The organism is Paraburkholderia diazotrophica (assembly GCF_900108945.1).
Lineage (GTDB): Bacteria > Pseudomonadota > Gammaproteobacteria > Burkholderiales > Burkholderiaceae > Paraburkholderia > Paraburkholderia diazotrophica.
The window spans coordinates 209,558-230,202 of record NZ_FNYE01000008.1 but is presented as its reverse complement, the minus strand read 5'-3'; the positions used below and the strand labels follow the sequence as shown (position 1 = coordinate 230,202).

18 protein-coding genes are annotated in these 20,645 nt (G+C 63.4%); 10 read left to right on the top strand and 8 right to left on the bottom strand.

What is annotated here, in order from left to right; genetic code table 11:
• Window positions 1–20: 20 nt before the first annotated feature.
• The 3 genes from BMW76_RS13595 to purN form a co-directional block, all read right to left on the bottom strand.
• Window positions 21–1,379, bottom strand: a complete 1,359-nt coding sequence (locus tag BMW76_RS13595) for a mechanosensitive ion channel family protein (protein ID WP_090865729.1) — start codon at window positions 1,377–1,379, stop codon at window positions 21–23.
• A gap of 78 nt (window positions 1,380–1,457) precedes the next feature.
• Window positions 1,458–2,717, bottom strand: coding sequence for an RsmB/NOP family class I SAM-dependent RNA methyltransferase (locus tag BMW76_RS13590; RefSeq protein WP_090865727.1), 1,260 nt, complete (start codon window positions 2,715–2,717; stop codon window positions 1,458–1,460).
• Window positions 2,714–3,379 carry a phosphoribosylglycinamide formyltransferase gene (gene purN / locus BMW76_RS13585; RefSeq protein ID WP_090865725.1) on the bottom strand — a complete coding sequence of 222 codons (666 nt, stop codon included), beginning with the start codon at window positions 3,377–3,379 and terminating at the stop codon, window positions 2,714–2,716. Before purN ends, BMW76_RS13590 begins: the two co-directional genes overlap by 4 nt.
• Window positions 3,380–3,498: 119 nt before the next feature.
• Here purN and BMW76_RS13580 point away from each other — a divergent pair, with 119 nt between their 5' ends.
• The 6 genes from BMW76_RS13580 to dut all read left to right on the top strand — a co-directional run bounded on the left by BMW76_RS13580 (window position 3,499) and on the right by dut (window position 11,021).
• Window positions 3,499–4,491 (top strand): bifunctional riboflavin kinase/FAD synthetase, encoded by a 993-nt coding sequence (locus tag BMW76_RS13580; protein ID WP_090865723.1) that lies wholly within the window; start codon window positions 3,499–3,501, stop codon window positions 4,489–4,491.
• Window positions 4,492–4,705: 214 nt separating this feature from the next.
• Window positions 4,706–7,543 carry an isoleucine--tRNA ligase gene (gene ileS / locus BMW76_RS13575; protein ID WP_090865721.1) on the top strand — a complete coding sequence of 946 codons (2,838 nt, stop codon included), beginning with the start codon at window positions 4,706–4,708 and terminating at the stop codon, window positions 7,541–7,543.
• Entirely contained in the window at window positions 7,543–8,043 is a 501-nt protein-coding gene (gene lspA, locus BMW76_RS13570) for a signal peptidase II (RefSeq protein WP_090865719.1), read from the top strand. The genes ileS and lspA overlap by 1 nt, the downstream gene beginning before the upstream one ends.
• A 184-nt stretch (window positions 8,044–8,227) precedes the next feature.
• Window positions 8,228–9,439 carry a bifunctional phosphopantothenoylcysteine decarboxylase/phosphopantothenate--cysteine ligase CoaBC gene (coaBC, locus tag BMW76_RS13565; RefSeq protein WP_090865717.1) on the top strand — a complete coding sequence of 404 codons (1,212 nt, stop codon included), beginning with the start codon at window positions 8,228–8,230 and terminating at the stop codon, window positions 9,437–9,439.
• A gap of 76 nt (window positions 9,440–9,515) precedes the next feature.
• Window positions 9,516–10,520, top strand: coding sequence for an LLM class flavin-dependent oxidoreductase (locus BMW76_RS13560; RefSeq protein WP_090865715.1), 1,005 nt, complete (start codon window positions 9,516–9,518; stop codon window positions 10,518–10,520).
• Between the two features lie 54 nt (window positions 10,521–10,574).
• Entirely contained in the window at window positions 10,575–11,021 is a 447-nt protein-coding gene (dut, locus tag BMW76_RS13555) for a dUTP diphosphatase (RefSeq protein WP_090865713.1), read from the top strand.
• Window positions 11,022–11,133: 112 nt separating this feature from the next.
• On the opposite strand, the gene clpA is transcribed toward dut, so the two are convergent.
• Window positions 11,134–13,434: an ATP-dependent Clp protease ATP-binding subunit ClpA gene (clpA, locus tag BMW76_RS13550; protein WP_090865711.1), complete on the bottom strand. Its 2,301-nt coding sequence runs from the start codon at window positions 13,432–13,434 to the stop codon at window positions 11,134–11,136.
• Window positions 13,431–13,745, bottom strand: a complete 315-nt coding sequence (gene clpS, locus BMW76_RS13545) for an ATP-dependent Clp protease adapter ClpS (protein ID WP_012399982.1) — start codon at window positions 13,743–13,745, stop codon at window positions 13,431–13,433. The genes clpA and clpS overlap by 4 nt, the downstream gene beginning before the upstream one ends.
• Window positions 13,746–14,294: 549 nt before the next feature.
• Between clpS and cspD the strand changes: the two genes are divergently transcribed.
• Window positions 14,295–14,501, top strand: a complete 207-nt coding sequence (gene cspD / locus BMW76_RS13540) for a cold shock domain-containing protein CspD (protein WP_017776809.1) — start codon at window positions 14,295–14,297, stop codon at window positions 14,499–14,501.
• A gap of 94 nt (window positions 14,502–14,595) precedes the next feature.
• Here the strand turns inward: cspD and BMW76_RS13535 are convergent, their stop codons facing one another.
• The 3 genes from BMW76_RS13535 to icd all read right to left on the bottom strand — a co-directional run bounded on the left by BMW76_RS13535 (window position 14,596) and on the right by icd (window position 18,158).
• On the bottom strand, window positions 14,596–16,236 hold the full coding sequence (locus tag BMW76_RS13535) for a multicopper oxidase family protein (protein WP_090865709.1): 1,641 nt from the start codon (window positions 16,234–16,236) through the stop codon (window positions 14,596–14,598).
• Between the two features lie 140 nt (window positions 16,237–16,376).
• Window positions 16,377–16,736, bottom strand: coding sequence for a hypothetical protein (locus tag BMW76_RS13530; protein ID WP_090865707.1), 360 nt, complete (start codon window positions 16,734–16,736; stop codon window positions 16,377–16,379).
• Window positions 16,737–16,901: 165 nt separating this feature from the next.
• On the bottom strand, window positions 16,902–18,158 hold the full coding sequence (gene icd, locus BMW76_RS13525; protein ID WP_090865705.1) for an NADP-dependent isocitrate dehydrogenase: 1,257 nt from the start codon (window positions 18,156–18,158) through the stop codon (window positions 16,902–16,904).
• A 396-nt stretch (window positions 18,159–18,554) separates the two neighbouring features.
• On the opposite strand from icd, the gene BMW76_RS13520 reads away from it, so the two are divergent.
• The 3 genes from BMW76_RS13520 to BMW76_RS13510 all read left to right on the top strand — a co-directional run bounded on the left by BMW76_RS13520 (window position 18,555) and on the right by BMW76_RS13510 (window position 20,390).
• Window positions 18,555–19,124, top strand: a complete 570-nt coding sequence (locus BMW76_RS13520; RefSeq protein ID WP_090865701.1) for a pseudouridine synthase — start codon at window positions 18,555–18,557, stop codon at window positions 19,122–19,124.
• Window positions 19,125–19,529: 405 nt separating this feature from the next.
• Window positions 19,530–19,730 (top strand): hypothetical protein, encoded by a 201-nt coding sequence (locus BMW76_RS13515; RefSeq protein WP_090865699.1) that lies wholly within the window; start codon window positions 19,530–19,532, stop codon window positions 19,728–19,730.
• A gap of 144 nt (window positions 19,731–19,874) precedes the next feature.
• The gene (locus BMW76_RS13510) at window positions 19,875–20,390 is read left to right on the top strand and encodes a DUF192 domain-containing protein (RefSeq protein WP_090865697.1); all 516 of its coding nucleotides are present in this window, start codon (window positions 19,875–19,877) and stop codon (window positions 20,388–20,390) included.
• Window positions 20,391–20,645: the final 255 nt, after the last annotated feature.

Below are 20,645 nucleotides of genomic sequence, written 5' to 3'. Positions count from 1 at the left end.
GCTATCCGCAGAGGCGCGCCTCAGGCCGCGCTGCCGGGCTCGTTCGCCGCACGCCCAGGAGTCATCGCGACTGCCTGCGGCATGATGTCGCCGGTGCCGGCGACGATGCGCACATCGCGCTGCGCATAGGGAATCGAGATGCCGTTTTCCGTGAAGAGCCGCCAGATATTGCGGTTGACGTTCGAACGCACGCCGGCCGTGCCCGTCGCCGCGTCTTCGATCCAGTAGCCGAGTTCCAGGTTGATGCCGTCCGGGCCGAAGCCTGCGAGAAGCGGCGTCGGCTTCGGTTCCTGCAGCACGCGCTCGACGCCGTGCGCTGCCTCGACCAGCAGCGCCATCGCCTTTTCGACATCCGTCGAATACGCGACCTGCACGGTGGCCTTCGCGTTGCCGCGCGTCAGATACGACGACTGGTTCTGCACGACGTCGGTGATCAGCTTTTCGTTCGGAATCAGCGTTTCGATGCCGTCGAGCCCTCGCACCACCGTATAGCGCGTGCGGATCTGCGTGACCATGCCTTGCAGGCCGCTGACGTTGATCGTGTCGCCGATGCGCAGCGACCGGTCGATCAGGATGATGAAGCCCGACACGTAGTTGCTCGCGATCTTCTGCAAGCCGAACCCGAGACCGACGCCGAGCGCCCCGCCGAACACGCCGAGCACCGTCACGTCGATCCCGACCAGCGACAGGCTGATCAGCACTGCCGCGAGGATCAGCAGCGCGCGTCCGACGCGCGACAGCACCACTTTCAGGTTCGCGTCGAGTGAGCGCGAACGCATCAACTTGTCTTCGAGCGCCGCGCCGAGCCACATCGCGACGATCATCGTCACGCACACCCACAGCAGCCCCGACAGCAGCGAAAGCAGCGTCAGACGGGTATTGGCGATGCGAAGCTGCACGCTCGCCATCCACTTCAGCACGTCGCTCTGGATGCCCATCACGGTCAGCACCATCCCGACCCACACCATCAGCGACACGAGCTTTTCGACCAGCGACAGCCATGTATGCGTGCTGCCGTCGCGTCCGAACACGCGCCGCGCGAGATAGAACACGATGTAGATCAGTCCGATGCCGAAGAGCGGCACCATCGCGAGTTCGAGCAGCGACGTATGGATGAACTGCCCTGCAATCGCCTGCGAGATCCATACGAGAATCCCGCCGAGCAGCGGAAACAGCGCGCGATTGAGCGCCTCCGCGCCGAAGCGCAGCGCGCCGTAGCGGGTTTCGCGCTGCGCATCGAGCGCGCGGCGCGCGACGCGCGCGAGCACCCACGCAAACGCCAGCGCGCCCAGCAGCACGCCCAGCTGCCACAGAATGACGGGCTGGCCGAAGTCGCGCGCGAGGTCGCCCAGCGAGTGGAACAAGAGATGGTTCTGCATGATGTTTCCTGCAACCGGCGCAGCGCTGACGCGTGCGCCGGCGGGACCGCGTCAGCCCGGCCGGTCGCGCCGCCGGCCTTACCCGCGGCGCTCCAGCACGGCGGCAAAGAAGCCATCCGTCGAATGACGGTGCGGCCACAGCGAAAGGAAGTCGCCCATTTCCAGATCGATACGCTGCTCGGCGAGCACGTCGCGCGCGGGCACCAGCTCGAAATCGGGATGATCGGCGAGAAACTGCCGCACGACGCCTTCGTTTTCCGATTCGAGAATGCTGCACGTCGCGTAGACCAGCCGCCCGCCCTTCTTCACGAGACGCGCCGCGCTCGTCAGGATCGACAGCTGCTTCGGCGTCAGCTCGGCGATCGATTCCGGCGACTGACGCCATTTCAGGTCGGGATTGCGGCGCAGCGTACCCAAACCGCTGCATGGCGCATCGACCAGCACGCGGTCGATCTTGCCCGCAAGGCGCTTGATCTTCGCGTCATGCTCGCTGTCGATCAGCACCGGGTTCACGTTCGACAGGCCGCTGCGCGCAAGGCGCGGCTTGAGCTTGGCAAGGCGGCGGTCGGAAATGTCGAATGCATAGAGACGGCCCGTCGAGCGCATCATCGCGCCGAGCGCCAGCGTCTTGCCGCCCGCGCCCGCGCAGAAGTCGACGACCATCTCGCCGCGCTTGGGGGCGACCAGCGCGCACAGCAACTGGCTGCCCTCGTCCTGCACTTCGAGCCAGCCGTTCTGGAATGCGTCGAGCTTCGACAGCGGCGGCTTGCCGACCACGCGCACGCCGAGCGGCGCATAGGGCGTCGCGCCCGCCTCGATGCCCGCCTTCGACAGCGCGTCCAGCACTTCGTCGCGGCTCGCCTTGATCGGATTGGCGCGCAGATCCAGCGGCGCCGGATAGTTCAGCGCGGCGGCCAGATGCGCGAGCTCCTCGCCTTCGAACCGCGTGCCGAGCGCCTGGCAGATCCAGTCCGGCAAATTCAGACGCGTGCGCAGCGGCAGGCTTTGCGGATCGACCTTCGACACATGCTCGAGCCACGCGCCTTCCGCATCGGAGACGAACGGCTTCAGCGCCGTGCGGCCCGCCGTCTGCATGAGTCCGAGTAGCGCGAGCCGCCGGTTAGGACTGCCGGTTCCGCTTTCCGCCAGATGCGCGAATTCCATCCGCCGACGCAGCACCGCAAACACCGCTTCCGCGATCACGCCGCGCTCGCCGTGGCCGAGCTTCGGATGCGCGCGGAAAAACCGGCTCGTCGCCGCGTCCGCGGGGCCGGTGAACTTAAGGACGTCCGCGAGCAGCGTCTCGGTTTGTCCGATCAGAAATCCATGCAGTCTCATGCGGCCTCCCCGGCAGCGTTCTGGCTTGCTGTGTCAACGAAGAGCCACTGAGGCTCGGGCGGCGTCACCGTGACGCGCAGGCCGTCGAGCGCGATGCGCCCTTCGACGAACCAGCGCACCGCGCGCGGATAGATCACGTGCTCGGTTTCGAGCACGCGCGCGGCGAGCGTCGCGGCATCGTCGCCGGCAAGCACGGGCACAGCCGATTGCACGACGATCGGCCCATGATCCAGCTGCGAGGTGACGAAATGCACCGATGCACCGTGTAGCCGCACGCCGGCGTCGAGCGCCTGCTGGTGCGTCTTGAGGCCCGGAAAGCTCGGCAGCAGCGACGGATGCACGTTGAGCATGCGGCCCGCATAGCGATCGACGAATCCGTTCGTCAGCACGCGCATGAAGCCGGCGAGCACGACGAGATCGGGTTCGAAACTGTCGATTTCGCGCGCGAGCGCTGCATCGAAGGTTTCGCGGTCGGGAAACTGGCGATGGTCGACGACCACCGTCGCAATGCCTTGCGACGCCGCGAACACAAGCCCGGCGGCGTCTGGACGGTTAGCAATCACGGCGGCGATTCGCGCCGGCCAGCCTTCGCTCGCGCAGGCGCGTACGATGGCTTCCATGTTGCTGCCCCGTCCGGAAATCAGAATGACGAGATTTTTCATCCGCGGATTTTATCATTCGGCAACCGCCAATCCGCGCCGCGGCGCCGTGTGAGGCCCTGTGCGTTTATAATCGATTGTTTTGCGGCATCTGGCCCGCTCAAATCCCATCGCCCGCTATTGTGAGAGTCTTTCGCGGTCTTCCCAATGCCGAGAGCCGTGCGCCTTGCGCGCTGACCATCGGCAATTTCGACGGTGTCCACCGCGGGCATCAGGCATTGCTCGCCCGTGTCCGCGCCGCCGCCGACGCGCGCGGCCTGCCCGTCTGCGTGATGACCTTCGAGCCGCACCCGCGCGAGTTCTTCAATCCCGCGAGCGCGCCGCCGCGCATCGCGATGCTGCGCGACAAGCTCGAAGCGCTGCGCATGAACGGCGTCGACCGCGTGGTCGTCGAGCATTTCAATCACACGTTCGCGAGCCAGTCGCCGGATGCTTTCGTCGAAAGGATCATCGTCAACGGCTTGCACGCTCGCTGGGTGATGATCGGCGACGACTTTCGCTACGGCGCGAAGCGCGCCGGCGATTTCGCTTCGCTCAAGGCAGCGGGCGAGCAGTACGGCTTCGAAGTCGAGCAGATGGCGACCGTCGCCGATCCATCCGGCGCACGCATTTCGAGTTCCGGCGTGCGCGCGTCGCTGGTCTCAGGCGACCTCGACGCGGCGCGCGCCGCGCTCGGCCGCGACTATCTGATCAGCGGCCACGTCGTCCACGGACTGAAGCTCGGCCGCGATCTCGGTTTTCCCACGCTGAATCTGCCCATCGCGCACAAGCGTCCCGCGCTGTCGGGCATTTTCATCGTGCGCGTGCATGGCATCGAAGACGCACCGCTGCCGGGCGTCGCGAGCCTCGGCTTGCGTCCGACCGTCGACGATTCCGGCCGCGTGCTGCTCGAAGTGCATCTGCTCGACTGGCACGGCGATGCATACGGCAAGCTGGTGCGCGTCGAGTTTCTGAAGAAGCTGCGCGACGAGGAGAAATTCGTCGACCTCGAAACGCTGACGGCCGCGATCGCGCGCGACGTCGCCAATGCCCGCGCGTGGTTCGAAGCGATCGGCGATGCGCCGGGCAGCCGTTCCACAGGTTTCGCCACATCGGCCACCGATCGAATTAGATGACCGACGCGGTACGTGCGCAACACATCGCATGACGCATGTACCGTCCACCGCGCATCGAGGGGCGCCGCGCAGCATGAAGCCTGGACAGCAACGTGCAATGCAATGGCCCCCGCGTCGTGCGCGACGCCGGGCGCATTGCAACGCGCCGCGTCCGGCGCCACTCAGGCCTTTCGCGCATGCCGCGCCCTAACACCGTATTCACCGCTACCTCACCATGAGCAACAAGAAAGCCAATTCGAAACCGCAGGCCCGGTATCCCGTCAACCTGCTGGACACGCCCTTCCCGATGCGCGGCGACCTGCCCAAGCGCGAGCCGCAATGGGTCAAGGACTGGCAGGAAGGCAAGGTCTACGAAAAAATCCGCGCCGCCAGCAAAGGGCGCACGAAGTTCGTGCTGCACGACGGCCCGCCGTATGCGAACGGCGACATCCACCTCGGCCACGCAGTGAACAAGATCCTGAAGGACATGATCGTCAAGGCGCGCAACATGGTGGGCTTCGACGCCGTCTACGTGCCGGGCTGGGACTGCCACGGCATGCCGATCGAGATCCAGATCGAAAAACAGTTCGGCAAATCGCTGCCCGCCGCCGAAGTGATGCAGAAGGCGCGCGCCTACGCGACCGAGCAGATCGAGAAGCAGAAGGCCGGCTTCCGCCGTCTGGGCGTGCTCGGCGACTGGGACAATCCGTACAGGACAATGAACTTCGCGAACGAAGCCGGCGAAATCCGCGCGCTCGCAAAGATCATCGAAAAGGGCTACGTGTTCCGCGGCCTGAAGCCGGTGAACTGGTGCTTCGATTGCGGCTCGGCATTGGCAGAAGCGGAAGTCGAGTACAAGGACAAGACCGATCCGACCATCGACGTGCTGTTCCCGTTCGCGGAAACCGACAAGACGGCGCAGGCGTTCGGCCTCGCGTCGCTGCCGCGCGACGAGGGCGGCATCGTCATCTGGACGACGACGCCGTGGACGATTCCCGCCAACCAGGCGCTCAACGTGCACCCGGACATCACGTATGCGCTCGTCGATACGCCGCGCGGGCTGCTGATCCTCGCTGAGGAACGCGTCGAGGCGTGCCTGAAGACGTACGGCGTCGAAGGCCGCGTGATCGCGACGGCGCCCGGCGCGAAGCTCGCGAACGTGCGCTTCACGCACCCGCTCGCGTCCGCGCATCCCGGCTACAAACGCACGTCGCCCGTGTATCTCGGCGAGTACGTGACGACGGAAACGGGCACGGGCATCGTGCACTCGTCGCCGGCGTATGGCGTCGAGGACTTCGTTTCGTGCAAGTCGCACGGCATGGCCGACTCGGACATCATCAACCCGGTGATGGGCGACGGCCGATACATCGAATCGCTCGCGCTGTTCGGCGGCCTGTCGATCTGGGCGGCGAACCCGAAGATCGTCGAAGCGCTCGACGAAGCGGGCACGTTGCTGCGCACCGAAAAGTACGTGCACAGCTACATGCACTGCTGGCGCCACAAGACGCCGATCATCTATCGCGCGACGTCGCAGTGGTTCGCCGGCATGGACATCAAGCCGAACGACGGCGACAAGACGCTGCGTGAAACCGCGCTGGAAGGCATCGAAGCGACCGCGTTCTATCCGTCGTGGGGCAAGCAGCGCCTCTTCGCGATGATCGCGAACCGTCCCGACTGGACACTCTCGCGCCAGCGCCAATGGGGCGTGCCGATGGCGTTCTTCGTCCACAAGGAAACGGGCGAGCTGCATCCACGCACGCTGGAGCTGCTCGAAGAAGTCGCGAAGCGCGTGGAAGTGTCGGGTATCGAGGCGTGGCAGACGCTCGATCCGCGCGAGCTGATCGGCGACGACGCGAACATGTACGAAAAGAACCGCGACACGCTCGACGTGTGGTTCGATTCGGGCACGACGCACTGGCACGTGTTGCGCGGCTCGCACAAGGACGAGCTGCAATTCCCGGCCGACTTGTATCTCGAAGGCTCGGACCAGCATCGCGGCTGGTTCCATTCGTCGCTGCTGACGGCGTCGATGCTCGACGGCCGCCCGCCGTACAACGCGCTGCTCACGCACGGCTTCACCGTCGACGGCGAGGGCCGCAAGATGTCGAAGTCGCTCGGCAACGGCATCGATCCGCACGAGGTCGCGAACCGGCTGGGCGCGGAAATCATCCGTCTGTGGATCGCATCGACCGACTACTCGGGCGAGCTGGCGATCTCCGAGGAAATCCTGAAGCGCGTGACGGAAAGCTATCGGCGGATCCGCAACACGCTGCGCTTCCTGCTCGCGAACCTGTCGGACTTCGACTTCGAGAAGCACGCGCGGCCCGTCAGCGAGTGGCTCGAAATCGATCGTTACGCGGTTGCGCTGACGGCCAACCTGCAAGCCGACATCCTCTCGCACTACGACCGGTACGAGTTCCACCCGGTCGTCGCGAAACTGCAGACGTTCTGCTCGGAAGACCTCGGCGGCTTCTATCTCGACGTGCTGAAGGACCGCCTGTACACGACGGCGCCCGATTCGAATCCGCGCCGTTCGGCGCAAGCCGCGCTGTATCACATCGCGCAAGGGCTGCTGCGTCTGATGGCGCCGTTCCTGTCGTTCACGGCCGAAGAAGCATGGAAAGTGTTCCAGCCGCAAAGCGAAACCATTTTCACTGAGACGTATCACGCCTATCCGGAAGTGCCGGACGCGCCCGCGCTGCTCGACAAGTGGACGCTGCTGCGCTCGGTGCGCAGCGACGTGACGAAGGCACTGGAAGAAGCGCGCGTCGCGAACCAGATCGGCTCGTCGCTGCAGGCGGAAGTCGAGATCCGCGCGAGTGGCGCGCGTCACGATGCGCTCGCCAGCCTCGGCGCCGACCTGAAATTCGTGCTGATCACGTCGGGCGCGACGGTCGTGAAGGTGAACAGCGAAGCGGAAGAAGGCGTCGAGGTGATCACGTCGAAGTACCTGAAGTGCGAGCGCTGCTGGCACTACCGCAAGGACGTGGGCGAAAACGCCGAGCATCCGACGCTGTGCGGCCGCTGCATCAGCAATCTGTTCGGCAACGGCGAAACGAGGAGCGCGGCATAATGTCCAGAACGCTGTCGAAATCGACGGGCGGTTCGCTCGCGCCGTGGCTGGGCGTCGCGGTCGTCGTGATCCTGTTCGACCAGTTGACGAAGATCGCGGTGGCGAAGGTGTTTGCATACGGCTCGTCGCACGCGATCGCGCCGTTCTTCAACCTCGTGCTCGTCTACAACCGCGGCGCCGCGTTCAGCTTTCTCGCGATGGCGGGCGGCTGGCAGCGCTGGGCGTTTACGGCATTGGGGGTCGCGGCGGCGTTGCTGATCTGCTATCTGCTCAAGCGCCACGGGACGCAGAAGCTGTTCTGCACGGCGCTCGCGCTGATCATGGGCGGCGCGATCGGCAACGTGATCGACCGCTTGCTGTACGGCCATGTGATCGACTTCCTCGACTTTCATGTCGGCACGTGGCACTGGCCGGCGTTCAATCTCGCGGACAGCGCGATCACGATCGGCGCGGCGCTGCTCGTGTTCGACGAACTGCGACGCGTGCGCGGCGCGCGCTGAGCGCGACGCTTGACTTGACTTGAATAACAACAGACTGCGCGCGGCGCATGTCCCGCCGCACGCAGTGCGCGAGCCTTCGGCGAAACCATAAGCCGCGCCGCTCGCGATCAGGCAGCAGTCTTGCAGTACGAAGCCGGCGCGCTTCACCGATGCGTCGGCCATCACGTCTTGTCGGAGGCATCAGTTGGCCACAGAACTCGCCGGAAAACACATCGTCCTCGGCATGACAGGCGGGATCGCCTGCTACAAGATCGCAGAACTCACGCGCCTTCTGACAAAGGCGGGCGCGACCGTCCAGGTGGCGATGACGGACGCAGCGACGCAGTTCATCACCCCCGTCACGATGCAGGCGCTGTCCGGCCGCCCCGTCTACACGAGCCAGTGGGACGCGCGCATTCCGAACAACATGCCGCACATCGATCTGTCGCGTGAAGCCGACGCGATCGTGATCGCCCCCGCCTCCACCGATTTCCTCGCCAAGCTCGCAAACGGCCTGTGCGACGATCTTCTGTCCACACTTTGCATCGCGCGTGACTGTCCGCTGCTCGTCGTGCCCGCGATGAACCGTCAGATGTGGATGAATCCCGCCACGCAGCGCAACGTCGCCCAATTGCGCGCGGACGGCATCGAACTGCTCGGACCGGATTCGGGCGCGCAGGCGTGCGGTGAAGTCGGCGACGGGCGCATGCTCGAACCGGAAGCCGTCTACGAAGCGATCGCGTCGTTCTTCACGCGGAAGATCCTGGCAGGCCGTCGCGTGCTGCTGACGGCCGGCCCGACGTTCGAGCCGATCGATCCCGTGCGCGGCATTACGAACCGTTCGAGCGGCAAGATGGGTTTCGCGCTCGCGCGCGCGGCGCAACAGGCGGGCGCGGACGTGCATCTCGTCGCCGGACCCGTCGGCCTGGAAACGCCGTGGGGCGTCTACCGTGAGGACGTGCAGACGGCACAGCAGATGCACGACGCCGTCATGCGTGCCGTGCCCGACTGCGACATCTTTATCGGCGTGGCGGCTGTCGCGGACTGGCGCGTCGATCATGTCGCCGATCACAAGATCAAGAAGACCGCCGATCGCGCGATCCCGTCGTTCTCCTTCGTCGAGAATCCGGACATTCTGGCGTCGGTCGCGAAGCTGCCGCATCCGCCGTTCTGCGTCGGCTTTGCAGCGGAAAGCGGTGACCTCGATGTGCACGGTGAAGAGAAGCGCAAGCGCAAGAACGTGCCGCTTCTGATCGGCAATCTCGGCCCGCAGACGTTCGGGCTCGACGACAACGAAGTCGTACTTTTCGAAGCCGCCGGCATCACGCGGCTTCCGCGCGCGGACAAGCAGACGCTCGCGCGCGCATTGATCGCGGAAATCGCCAAGCGCCTGCCGGATGCGGGCGTGATCGCCTGAGCGTCGCCGCGCTCTTCGTGTCATCGCGAATGGTCACGCTCGAATACGATCCCTCAGCCAATGCCATGGTGCTGTCATGACCCTGCTCTCCGTGCTCGACCAGACGCCCGTGATCGACGGGCATAAGGTGTCCGACGCGATTGCCGCGACGGTCGAACTCGCGCAACTCGCCGACGACCTCGGCTACACGCGCTACTGGTGCGCCGAACATCACGGGCTTTCCGGCCTGTCGAACCCGTGTCCCGAAGTGATGCTCGCGCGGCTCGGCAGCGTGACGAAGCGCATCCGCATCGGCTCGGGCGGCATCATGCTGCCGTACTACAGTCCGTTCAAGGTCGCCGAGCAGTTCATGATGCTCGAGGCGCTGTTTCCGAACCGCGTCGATCTGGGCGTCGGACGCGCGCCGGGCGGCGACATGCGCACCGCGCAGGCCGTCGCGGCGGGCGCCTACAATCGCGGCGAACAGTTTGCGCAGCAGGTCGCCGATCTTGTCGCAATGATCGACGGCACGTTGCCGTCCGATCATCTCGCCTACGGCGTGCTGCTGCAGCCGCAGGTCGAAACGCGTCCGCAACTGTGGGTGCTCGGCTCCAGCGATTTCGGCGGGCTGCTTGCCGCGCAGCTTGGCATTCGATTCTCATTCGCGCATTTCATCAATGCGCATTTCGGGCACGCCGTCGCGCAGGCGTACCGCGAGCGCTTCAAGCCTGGTCACGAGCAGAAGCCGTATCTGGCGGCCGCTGTCTTCGTAATCTGCGCGGACACCGAAAGCGAAGCCGCCGACCTCGAAAAGGCCGTCGATCTGCGGCGCGTGCAGATGGCGTACGGTCTGAATGCGCCGATCCCGTCGATTGAGCAGGGACTCGCACAGGAATATGGCGACCGCGAAGTGCTGGTCATCGACAGGGAAAAGCCGCGCAGTATCATCGGCACGCCGGAGTCGGTGACGGAACGGCTGCATGCGTTGCAGGAACAGTTCGACGCAGACGAGCTGATCGTGCTCACCGTCGCGGGCAGCTATCGCGCGCGCCTGCGCTCATATGAACTGCTTGCCGAGGCGTTCGAACTCGGCAAGTCGTAGAAAGACCTTCGAATCAACGGACAACGTTACTTCTTCAACCTCTCACCGAACTGCATGAAACTCGACCTGAAGATTCTCGATCCGCGCATGCGCGAACAACTCCCCGCCTACGCGACGACGGGCAGCGCGGGCCTCGACCTGCGCGCCTGCCTCGAAGCGCCGCTGACCCTCGAGCCAGGACAAACGGCGCTCGTGCCGACGGGTCTCGCGATTCATGTCGGCGATCCCGGCTACGCCGCGATGATCCTGCCGCGCTCGGGTCTCGGCCACAAGCACGGCATCGTGCTCGGCAACCTGGTCGGCCTGATCGACTCGGACTATCAGGGCCAGTTGATGATCTCGACGTGGAATCGCGGCACGACCACCTTCACGCTGAATCCGATGGAGCGTCTCGCGCAACTCGTGATCGTCCCGGTCGTGCAGGCGAAGTTCAATATCGTCGATGAGTTCGAGTCCAGCGAGCGCGGTGAAGGCGGCTTCGGCAGCACCGGCAAGCACTGAGGCATTGCTCGCTTTCCGCTCGATGCGTTCGATGTTCAGCAAATAAAAACGGCGTGGGTCGAAAAACCCACGCCGTTTTGCTTTTGCTTCAGATCCGCGGAGCGACTGACGCTCAGTCCACTTCCACCGCTTCCGGATTGGGATTGCGCGGCGGCGCCGAGTTCTCGTCGAACGTCAGCTGAACCTTGTCGTCCGCGTCGACGTCGACCGTCACGCGGCCGCCGTTCATCAGCTTGCCGAACAGCAGTTCGTCGGCGAGCGCGCGGCGGATCGTGTCCTGGATCAGACGCTGCATCGGACGCGCGCCCATCAGCGGATCGAAACCGTGCTTCGCGAGATGCTTGCGCAGCGAGTCGGTGAAGAGCGCGTCGACCTTCTTCTCGTGCAACTGGTCTTCGAGCTGCATCAGGAATTTGTCGACCACGCGCATGATGATTTCTTCATCGAGCGAGCGGAAGCTGATCGTCGCATCCAGACGGTTGCGGAACTCCGGCGTGAACATGCGCTTGATGTCGACCATTTCGTCGCCCGTCTCGCGGCGCGTCGTGAAACCGATCGTCGATTTCTGCATCGACTCGGCGCCCGCATTCGTCGTCATGATGATGATGACGTTGCGGAAATCCGCCTTGCGCCCGTTGTTGTCCGTCAGCGTGCCGTGGTCCATCACCTGCAGCAGCACGTTGAAGATGTCCGGATGCGCCTTCTCGATTTCGTCGAGCAGCAGCACGCAATGTGGCTTCTTCGTCACGGCCTCCGTCAGCAGGCCGCCCTGGTCGAAACCAACGTATCCCGGCGGCGCGCCGATCAGACGGCTCACCGCGTGACGCTCCATGTACTCCGACATGTCGAAGCGGATCAGCTCGATGCCCAGCGTGAACGCCAGCTGCCGCGCCACTTCCGTCTTGCCGACGCCCGTCGGACCGGAGAACAGGAACGCGCCGATCGGCTTGTCGGTCTTGCCGAGGCCCGCGCGCGCCATCTTGATCGAAGCGCTGAGCGCGTCGATCGCGGGGTCCTGGCCGAACACGACGGCTTTCAGATCGCGATCGAGCGTCTGCAGCTTGCTGCGGTCGTCCTGCGACACGCTTTGCGCCGGCACCCGCGCGATCTTCGAGATAATTTCCTCGATCTCGCTCTTGCCAATCGTTTTCTTCTGCTTCGACTTCGGCAGGATGCGTTGCGCCGCGCCCGCTTCGTCGATCACGTCGATCGCCTTGTCGGGCAGATGACGATCCGTAATGAAGCGCGCCGACAGCTCAGCCGCCGCCGACAGCGCACCCGACGAGTACTTCACGCCGTGGTGCTCTTCGAAGCGCGACTTCAGGCCGCGCAGGATCGCCACCGTCTGCTCGACGGTCGGCTCGGTCACGTCGATCTTCTGGAAACGACGCGACAACGCTGCGTCCTTTTCGAAGATGCCGCGGAATTCGGTGAACGTCGTCGCGCCGATGCACTTGAGCGTGCCCGACGACAGCGCCGGCTTCAGCAGATTCGACGCGTCCAGCGTGCCGCCCGATGCGGCGCCCGCGCCGATCAGCGTATGAATTTCGTCGATGAACAGAATTGCGTTCGGACGCTCCTTCAATTCCTTCAGGACCGTCTTCAGGCGCTGTTCGAAGTCGCCACGATACTTGGTGCCCGCGAGCAACGCGCCCATGTCGAGCGAGTAGACCTGCGCGTCCACCAAAATGTCCGGCACTTCGCCGCGCGTGATGCGCCATGCGAGGCCCTCGGCGATCGCCGTCTTGCCGACGCCCGCCTCGCCGACCAGCAGCGGATTGTTCTTGCGGCGGCGGCACAGCACCTGCACGACGCGCTCGACTTCCGCTTCGCGTCCGATCAGCGGATCGATGCGGCCGTCCTTCGCCATCTGGTTCAGGTTCTGCGTGAATTGCGCGAGCGGCGTTTCCTTCTGCGCAGCGGCTTCGTCCGATTCGGCGCTCGCGTCGGTCGACTTCGCGGCTTCCGAGCTGTTCGTCTTCGCGATGCCGTGCGAAATGAAGTTGACGACGTCCAGACGCGTGACGCCCTGTTGCTGCAGATAGTAGACCGCGTGCGAGTCCTTCTCGCCGAAGATCGCGACGAGCACGTTCGCGCCCGTCACTTCCTTCTTGCCGTTCGACGTGGACTGAACGTGCATGATCGCGCGCTGGATCACGCGCTGGAAACCCAGCGTAGGCTGAGTATCGACGTCGTCGGTGCCCGGAACGGTCGGCGTATTGTCGTGAATGAAGTTGCGCAGGTTCTGACGCAGGTCTTCGATGTTGGCCGCGCACGCGCGCAGCACTTCGGCCGCCGTCGGGTTGTCCAACAGCGCCAGCAAAAGATGTTCGACCGTAATGAACTCATGCCGCGCCTGGCGCGCTTCCATGAACGCCATGTGCAGGCTGACTTCCAGTTCCTGGGCAATCATGCTTCCTCCATCACACACTGCAGCGGATGCCCGGCCTGCCGTGCGTGGGTAACGACTTGCTCGACTTTGGTCGACGCGATGTCCCGCGTGTAGACCCCACAAACTCCCCTGCCCTCGCGATGGACCTTCAACATGATTTGTGTCGCGGTCTCACGATCCTTATTGAAATATTCCTGCACGATCATCACGACGAATTCCATCGGCGTGAAATCGTCATTCAACAGCACCACCTTGAACATGGCAGGCGGTTTCAGCTTTTGTTCCTGCCGCTCCAGTACGGTGTTGTCCTGCTTGTCCGGGATAATCGCCATACACCCATTCTAAACAACTCGGACAGGCCCGCAATCCTGTCAAAACCCGACCGGCTGGTCGGACATCAGTTCCCTCCGGCCCGTTGGAGCGGCCTCTCGTGGGTGCGCTTTGCGCCGGGCCGATCGCGGTCGCGGCCCTCCGAATATTCGATATACATCTGTGTTGCAGCGTAATGACTTCGGTCGGATTGAGTATCGCACAACCCGGGCCAGCAGGCTGACGGCGCGGCCAGTCAACTCCGGCCTCGTTCTGCAGAACAGCATGTGCGTTGATTATGCGACTTTTCAAGATGCCCCGCTTGCGCGACCGCACACATGCAAAGCGGTAAAAACCCTGGAAATTGGTTCTTTACAACGGAGAATTCAGCGTCTCAAAATTTTCTTGACACTCGATTAAAGAGACTCAACAATCAAGCTGGCACTTTTTTCAATAAGTGGTCTATACGAAAAAATGCCGTTGGTGAGCTTGTGAGGAGGGACGACTGCATCCTGCGGTCGTTGAGCTTTTCGAGGGCTCGTGGCAGCTTTTGAGTTACAGGGGAAGTTGGTATGGCAACTGGTACGGTCAAGTGGTTCAACGACGCAAAGGGTTTCGGATTCATTACGCCCGACGAAGGCGGTGAGGATCTGTTTGCACACTTTTCGGCTATCCAGATGAACGGTTTCAAGACCCTCAAGGAAGGCCAGAAGGTCAGCTTCGAGGTCGTTCAAGGCCCGAAGGGCAAGCAGGCATCGAACATTCAGGCCGCAGCCTGATACGTTCGGTTCCGCACCCTTGAAAACCCGGCATCACGCCGGGTTTTTTCGTTTCTGGCGCAGCCCGCGCCGCTATCGGTATCTACGGCAGCAATCAGACGACCTTGAGGGTCGCCATCATGCCGAGATCCTCATGTTCCAGAATGTGGCAGTGGAACATCCGCTCGCCCGCGTCGCGCTGGACCGTCGCGATGCGCACCGTCTCTCCCCGCCGAACGTCGACGGTATCCCGCCATGCAAGATACGGCTCGGGTGTCTTCGCGCCCGTTTGCTCGCGCTCGATGACCTGGAACTGCGTGCCGTGCAGGTGAAACGGATGATCCATGTCGGTGCGGTTTTCGATCGACCAGACTTCGACCTCGCCCGCCCGGCTGGTTAGCGCGATGTGCGACGGATCGAATGTCGCGCCGTTGACCATGAATTTCATGCCGGGCGGCAGCGTGGACATCATCGCGCCGGGACGATGCATCGCCTTCATGTCCATCGCTTCGGCGAAGACGACGGATTTGCGCGGCACTTTGCCGGCGGCCGTGTCCGCCGACGACAACAGCGGCGCGATGGGCCGCAGCGTCGGCGGCACGGCGCGCGCCGCCGCCGCCGGGCCAGGCTCGAAGCGGACATCGGCGAGCGCTTTCGCCGGATCGGCGGGCAGGCTGCGGCCTTCCGTCATCGTCATCTTGCGGCGGTCATGGACGGCAGCGGTGAGAACCGCCGTCGACGGCTGCGCACCCGCGCGCACGACCATCTCCGCGCGCTCGCCGGGCGCGAGCAGCAACTCCGTCAGACCATCGCGCGGCTTGTCGAGCAGACCGCCGTCCGTGCCGACCTGCGTGAAGGTCCGTTCGCCGCCGAGCGACAATCTCAGATAGCGGGCACTACACCCATTCCATAAACGCCAGCGCTCGTCCTGCGCGACGGTGAGACGCGGACGGCGCGCGCCGTTCACCAGAACGAACTGGCCTTCCCGGCCGTTCATCCAGTCCATCATGTCGTTCGGCGCGATGGACGCGTCGCTTGCTAGCTTCAGGTCCGAGAAGAACAGGTGCCGTTCCGGAAATGCGGCGAGGGGGTCGTCAGCGGCGCGCACGATGATCGGCCCTGCCAGCCCGCGAAACACCTGCTCCGCCGTCATCATGTGCGGATGCGGGTGATACCAGTACGTGCCCGCGCTGCCGCGCGGCAGCGTGAAGCGATAGACGTGCGTCGCGCCAGGCGCGACGGGGTTCGTCGGATTGCCGTCCTGATCGGGCGGCACGGGTAGCCCGTGCCAGTGGATCGTCGACGGCTGCGGCAAACGGTTGACGAAGCGGATTTCGACGGTGTCGCCTTCGCGCACGTCGATCAGCGGACCGACGATCGAGCCTTGCGCGGCATCACCGTAGAGCCACAGCGCGGTGGAATGACCCGGCACCAACTGGCGGCGCACTGGCTGCGCGACGAGCGTCGCTCGAAAGACGCCCGGCTCGCTGCTCTCGTTCACGAGCTTGCGGAATGAGGCGAGTGGCGCGCCTGCGGGCAGCGCCGTTTCGGACGCGAGGTGGCCAGCGGACGACGCGGCATGCGAGTGGGCCGCATGATCCTGCGACATGCCGGGCATGTCTTTCATATCGCCCATGCCGGACATGTCGTGCGTGCCATGCATGTCGTGCATCGAGTGCTGTGCGAAAACGTCGCGCGCGAAGAGCGAAGCAACGGCGGCGCTCAACGTGCGGACGAGAAATTCCCTGCGAATCATGGATCGTTTCCTTGCTGATGCGGCGCGGCAATCAGAGTGCTCGCCGCGCATGGATCGTGTGACGAGTTGCGAGCGCGTGTGCGCTCACGCATCGCGTTGCGTTTTTGCGCGCCACGAATAAGCGCGCCGACACGAAGCAGTCACACGATCGGCGGCCGCACCGGCGGCGCGCGCGTGACACCCGCGCACGCCGGGTCGCTGCGAGGGACGGGCACGTCGGCCGACGACATGCGCGCGGGAACGCCCGCACCCGACAGCATCGCGCTGCAGTGAACGCCGCACATCGTCATGCAGCACAGCGAATGCGAGTGGCTGCAAGGCGAGCCCGCATCGCGCGTGTCCATCGAAACATCGCAATGCATTGCAACGACGCGCATCGACTCATGCGAGTGCATCGTTCGCGGCGGCTGCGACGCATGCTCATGCTCGCACGCGGACGCGCCCTGCATGCCGAGCAAGGCGAGCGTCAACACGATGAGGATGCGCGAAAGCAGAGTCATGCGTATCTATCGACGGGTACGGGAATGCGATGTCCGATGACAAGGCGGATCACTCGATCATAACGCAGCGCGGCCAATGCGTTGATGACGCAAGCCCAAACGAAAAACCCCGGCAAGCAAGAGCTTGCCGGGGTCCGTGCAGGATACCGAAGCGTTAAGACGCGATCACATATGCTCGATCAACACCTGCCCGAAACCCGAGCAGGAAACTTGCGTCGCGCCTTCCATCAGACGCGCGAAGTCATACGTCACGCGCTTCGACAGAATCGACTTTTCCATCGACGAGATGATGACGTCTGCTGCTTCCGTCCAGCCCAGGTGGCGCAGCATCATTTCCGCCGAGAGAATTTCCGAGCCAGGATTCACATAATCCTTGCCCGCGTACTTCGGCGCCGTGCCGTGCGTCGCTTCGAACATCGCGACGGAATCCGACATGTTGGCGCCCGGCGCGATGCCGATGCCGCCGACCTGTGCCGCCAGCGCATCGGAGATGTAGTCGCCGTTCAGGTTCAGCGTGGCGATCACATCGTATTCGGCGGGACGCAGCAGGATCTGCTGCAGGAACGCATCGGCGATCACGTCCTTCACGACGATGTCGTTGCCCGTCTTCGGATTCTTCACCTTCATCCACGGGCCGCCTTCGATCAGCTCCGCGCCGAATTCCTTCTGTGCGAGCGCGTAGCCGTAGTCACGGAATGCGCCTTCCGTGTACTTCATGATGTTGCCCTTGTGAACCAGCGTGACCGTGCGGCGATCGTTGTCGATCGCATACTGGATCGCCTTGCGCACCAGACGTTCCGTGCCCTCGCGCGACACCGGCTTCACGCCGATGCCCGACGTGTCGGGGAAGCGGATTTTCTTCACGCCCATTTCTTCGCGCAGGAACTTGATGACCTTCTTCGCCTCCGGCGATTCGGCCGGCCATTCGATGCCCGCGTAGATGTCTTCCGAGTTCTCGCGGAAGATCACCATGTTGACCTTCTCCGGCTCGCGCAGCGGCGACGGCACACCCTTGAAGTACTGCACGGGACGCAGGCACACGTAAAGGTCGAGCTCCTGGCGCAGCGCGACGTTCAACGAACGGATGCCGCCGCCGACAGGCGTCGTCAGCGGCCCCTTGATCGACACGACGTATTCCTTCAGCACCTCCAGCGTTTCGTCAGGAAGCCACACATCGGGACCGTAGACCTTGGTCGCCTTCTCGCCCGCGTAAATCTCCATCCAGTGAATCTTTCGCTTGCCGCCGTAGGCCTTTTCAACGGCGGCATCGACGACCTTGAGCATCACGGGCGTGATGTCGAAGCCCGTGCCGTCGCCTTCGATGTACGGAATGATCGGCTGGTCGGAAACGTTGAGCGAGAAATCCGCGTTGACTGTGATCTTGTCACCGTCAGTCGGAACCTTGATGTGCTGATACGCCATGATCGGACTCCAGTGATGGCTGGTCTGTGAGAACAGGTTGGAACTGCGAAACCGGGGCGCTCCTCTTGCGCGCGACGCGGCAAGATGCCGCTGCGAATGCCGATACCCGATACTGCGAGCCAACGCTCATGCAGCAGACAGGCAGGCGGGTATTCTAGCCCACGTCAGCGTAACGCTGCCCTCGGGACGAGCACCAACGCATGCCGCGGCGGCCTCGCTGGCGCGAGAGGAGTCGCATCTCCTATGTCTTATATAAGACACAAGACATAACGTTCCATATTATGCATTAAGATCTCGCCATTTGCCACCGGACTTGCCCGTACTGGCCGTCGGCGCGCGGCGATCGCGTTGCTGCGACCGCACGGACGCCGCGTCCGCACTGTGCTTCGCTCACGCATGACTCTGCTCGCTCTCAACAAGCCTTTCGGCACGATCTGCCAGTTCTCGCCGCACGAAACACGCGCGTCGCTTGCCGACTGGGTGAAAGTGCCCGGTGTCTATCCCGCCGGCCGACTCGACTCCGATAGCGAAGGCCTGCTGCTGCTCACCGACGACGGCGCATTGCAGGCGCGCATCGCCGAGCCGCGTCACAAGCTGGTGAAGCGCTATTGGGCGCAAGTCGAAGGCGCGCCTGGTCCGAACGATCTGAAGGCGCTCGCGCGCGGCGTCGATCTCGGCGACTATGTGACGCGCCCCTGCCGCGTGGATTTCGTCGAGCCCGGCGATGCGCTATGGGCACGCACGCCGCCTATCCGTTATCGCGCCGCGATTCCCACGACGTGGATCGAACTGTCGATCACCGAAGGCAAGAACCGTCAGGTGCGCCGCATGACGGCAGCCGTCGGCTTTCCGACGCTGCGTCTCGTGCGCGTCGGTGTCGGCGCGCTCGATATCTTTTCGCTCGGATTGCAGCCGGGCGAGTGCATCGAGTTGCCTTCGCGCGCACCGTGGGATGGCCTCGCATAGCAACCGCCATACCTCGGAAAACCTCGTCATCGGCAGCACTAAGCCGTTGTATCGGCATGCAGTTTTCTGTTCTTTTCGCTATTTGAAAAGCGTGCGATAGAGCCTCAAAAAAGCATTCGAACGTCCGCGCGGCGCACTCAAAAAAATTCCAGAAGATTTTCGTCAACCGTGCCGCAACGTCACGCGTTATTCGACGCAGATGCCGCTGAAGCTGTCCGGCATTGAGCCTCAAGAGCCTTGATACAAGCCGCTTCGACGACCTGTACGGGGTGTCCGAACGCTAGCAGCCGCTGAGAAAAATTTCTTCGATGCGGATGTCAACCGAAAGGTGGACGGCACGTTTAACGACATGACTCAACCTAACCGGGTCATTTGGTTAATTAACTAAAGTCGAGGATTCACAAAATGAACAAACTGATCGCCGCTCTGGTCGCTGGTCTCTTCGCAACGGCAGCATTCGCACAAGCTTCGGCACCGGAAGCAGCTTCGGCAGCTCCGGCAGCAGCAGCTTCGTCGGCTCACAAGTCGTCGCACAAGAAGGTTTCACACAAGAAGTCGCACAAGAAGGCAGCTCCGGCAGCCGCAGCTTCGGCAGCTTCGGAATAAGTTTGTTGCAATAACGCAGTCAAGAATTAGCATCATTGCCGTTCTTACGGCGTTGAAAGGCAGATGGCCGCAAGGCTCTCTGCCTTTTTGTTTTTGACGCGCTCGCGTAACATTCGCGGTTCATATTCAGCAAGGAGTCACGTCGTGCGATTTTCTTTGCGCTCGTTGATGGCGCGCTTCGCAATTGCAGTTGCACTGCCTGTCGCCGCATTGTCCGCAGTGTCGCTGGCAACGTTGTCCTCGCAGGACGTCCTTGCACAGCAGATGCCTCAGGGCGCGAAGCAGCCGGGCGATTTTCCGCGCGCGAAACTCTCGGCGGGCATGTTCGTCATCGACGCCGCCGTTGCCGCGAACGACGCCGACCGCGAGCAGGGCCTCATGTACCGCACGCAACTCGCGCCGAACGAAGGCATGCTTTTCGTGTTCGGCGAGAACGCCGTGCATTGCTTCTGGATGAAGAACACGTTGATTCCGCTGTCGATCGCATTCATACGCGCCGACGGCACGGTCACCGACATCGACGAGATGCAGGCCGAAACCACCAACAACCATTGCCCGAAAAACAATGGCGTGTATGCGCTGGAGATGAGCAAGGGCTGGTTCACGTCGAAGGGCATCAAGCCCGGAACGAAGATTCAGGGCCTGCCGGCACCGCAATAAGCACGACAAGCACGCGAACGGCGCGAGCCGGAAACCGTCAACGGCCGAACAAACACAAGCCGGCGCAGCCTTGGGGCGCGCCGGCTTTTTTTCGTCCGCCGCATTGCAACGCAAGGCAGGCGCGGCGTTGCGCGTGTGTTGGCAGGATTCCTGCAAAAGCCAGGGCGACACGCTATTCTTATAGTCTCACCTGCAGCACCGAGATCGGCCGGGCCGCGCATTCAATCCCAGCGTAAAGCCCGGCGCCATTCACCG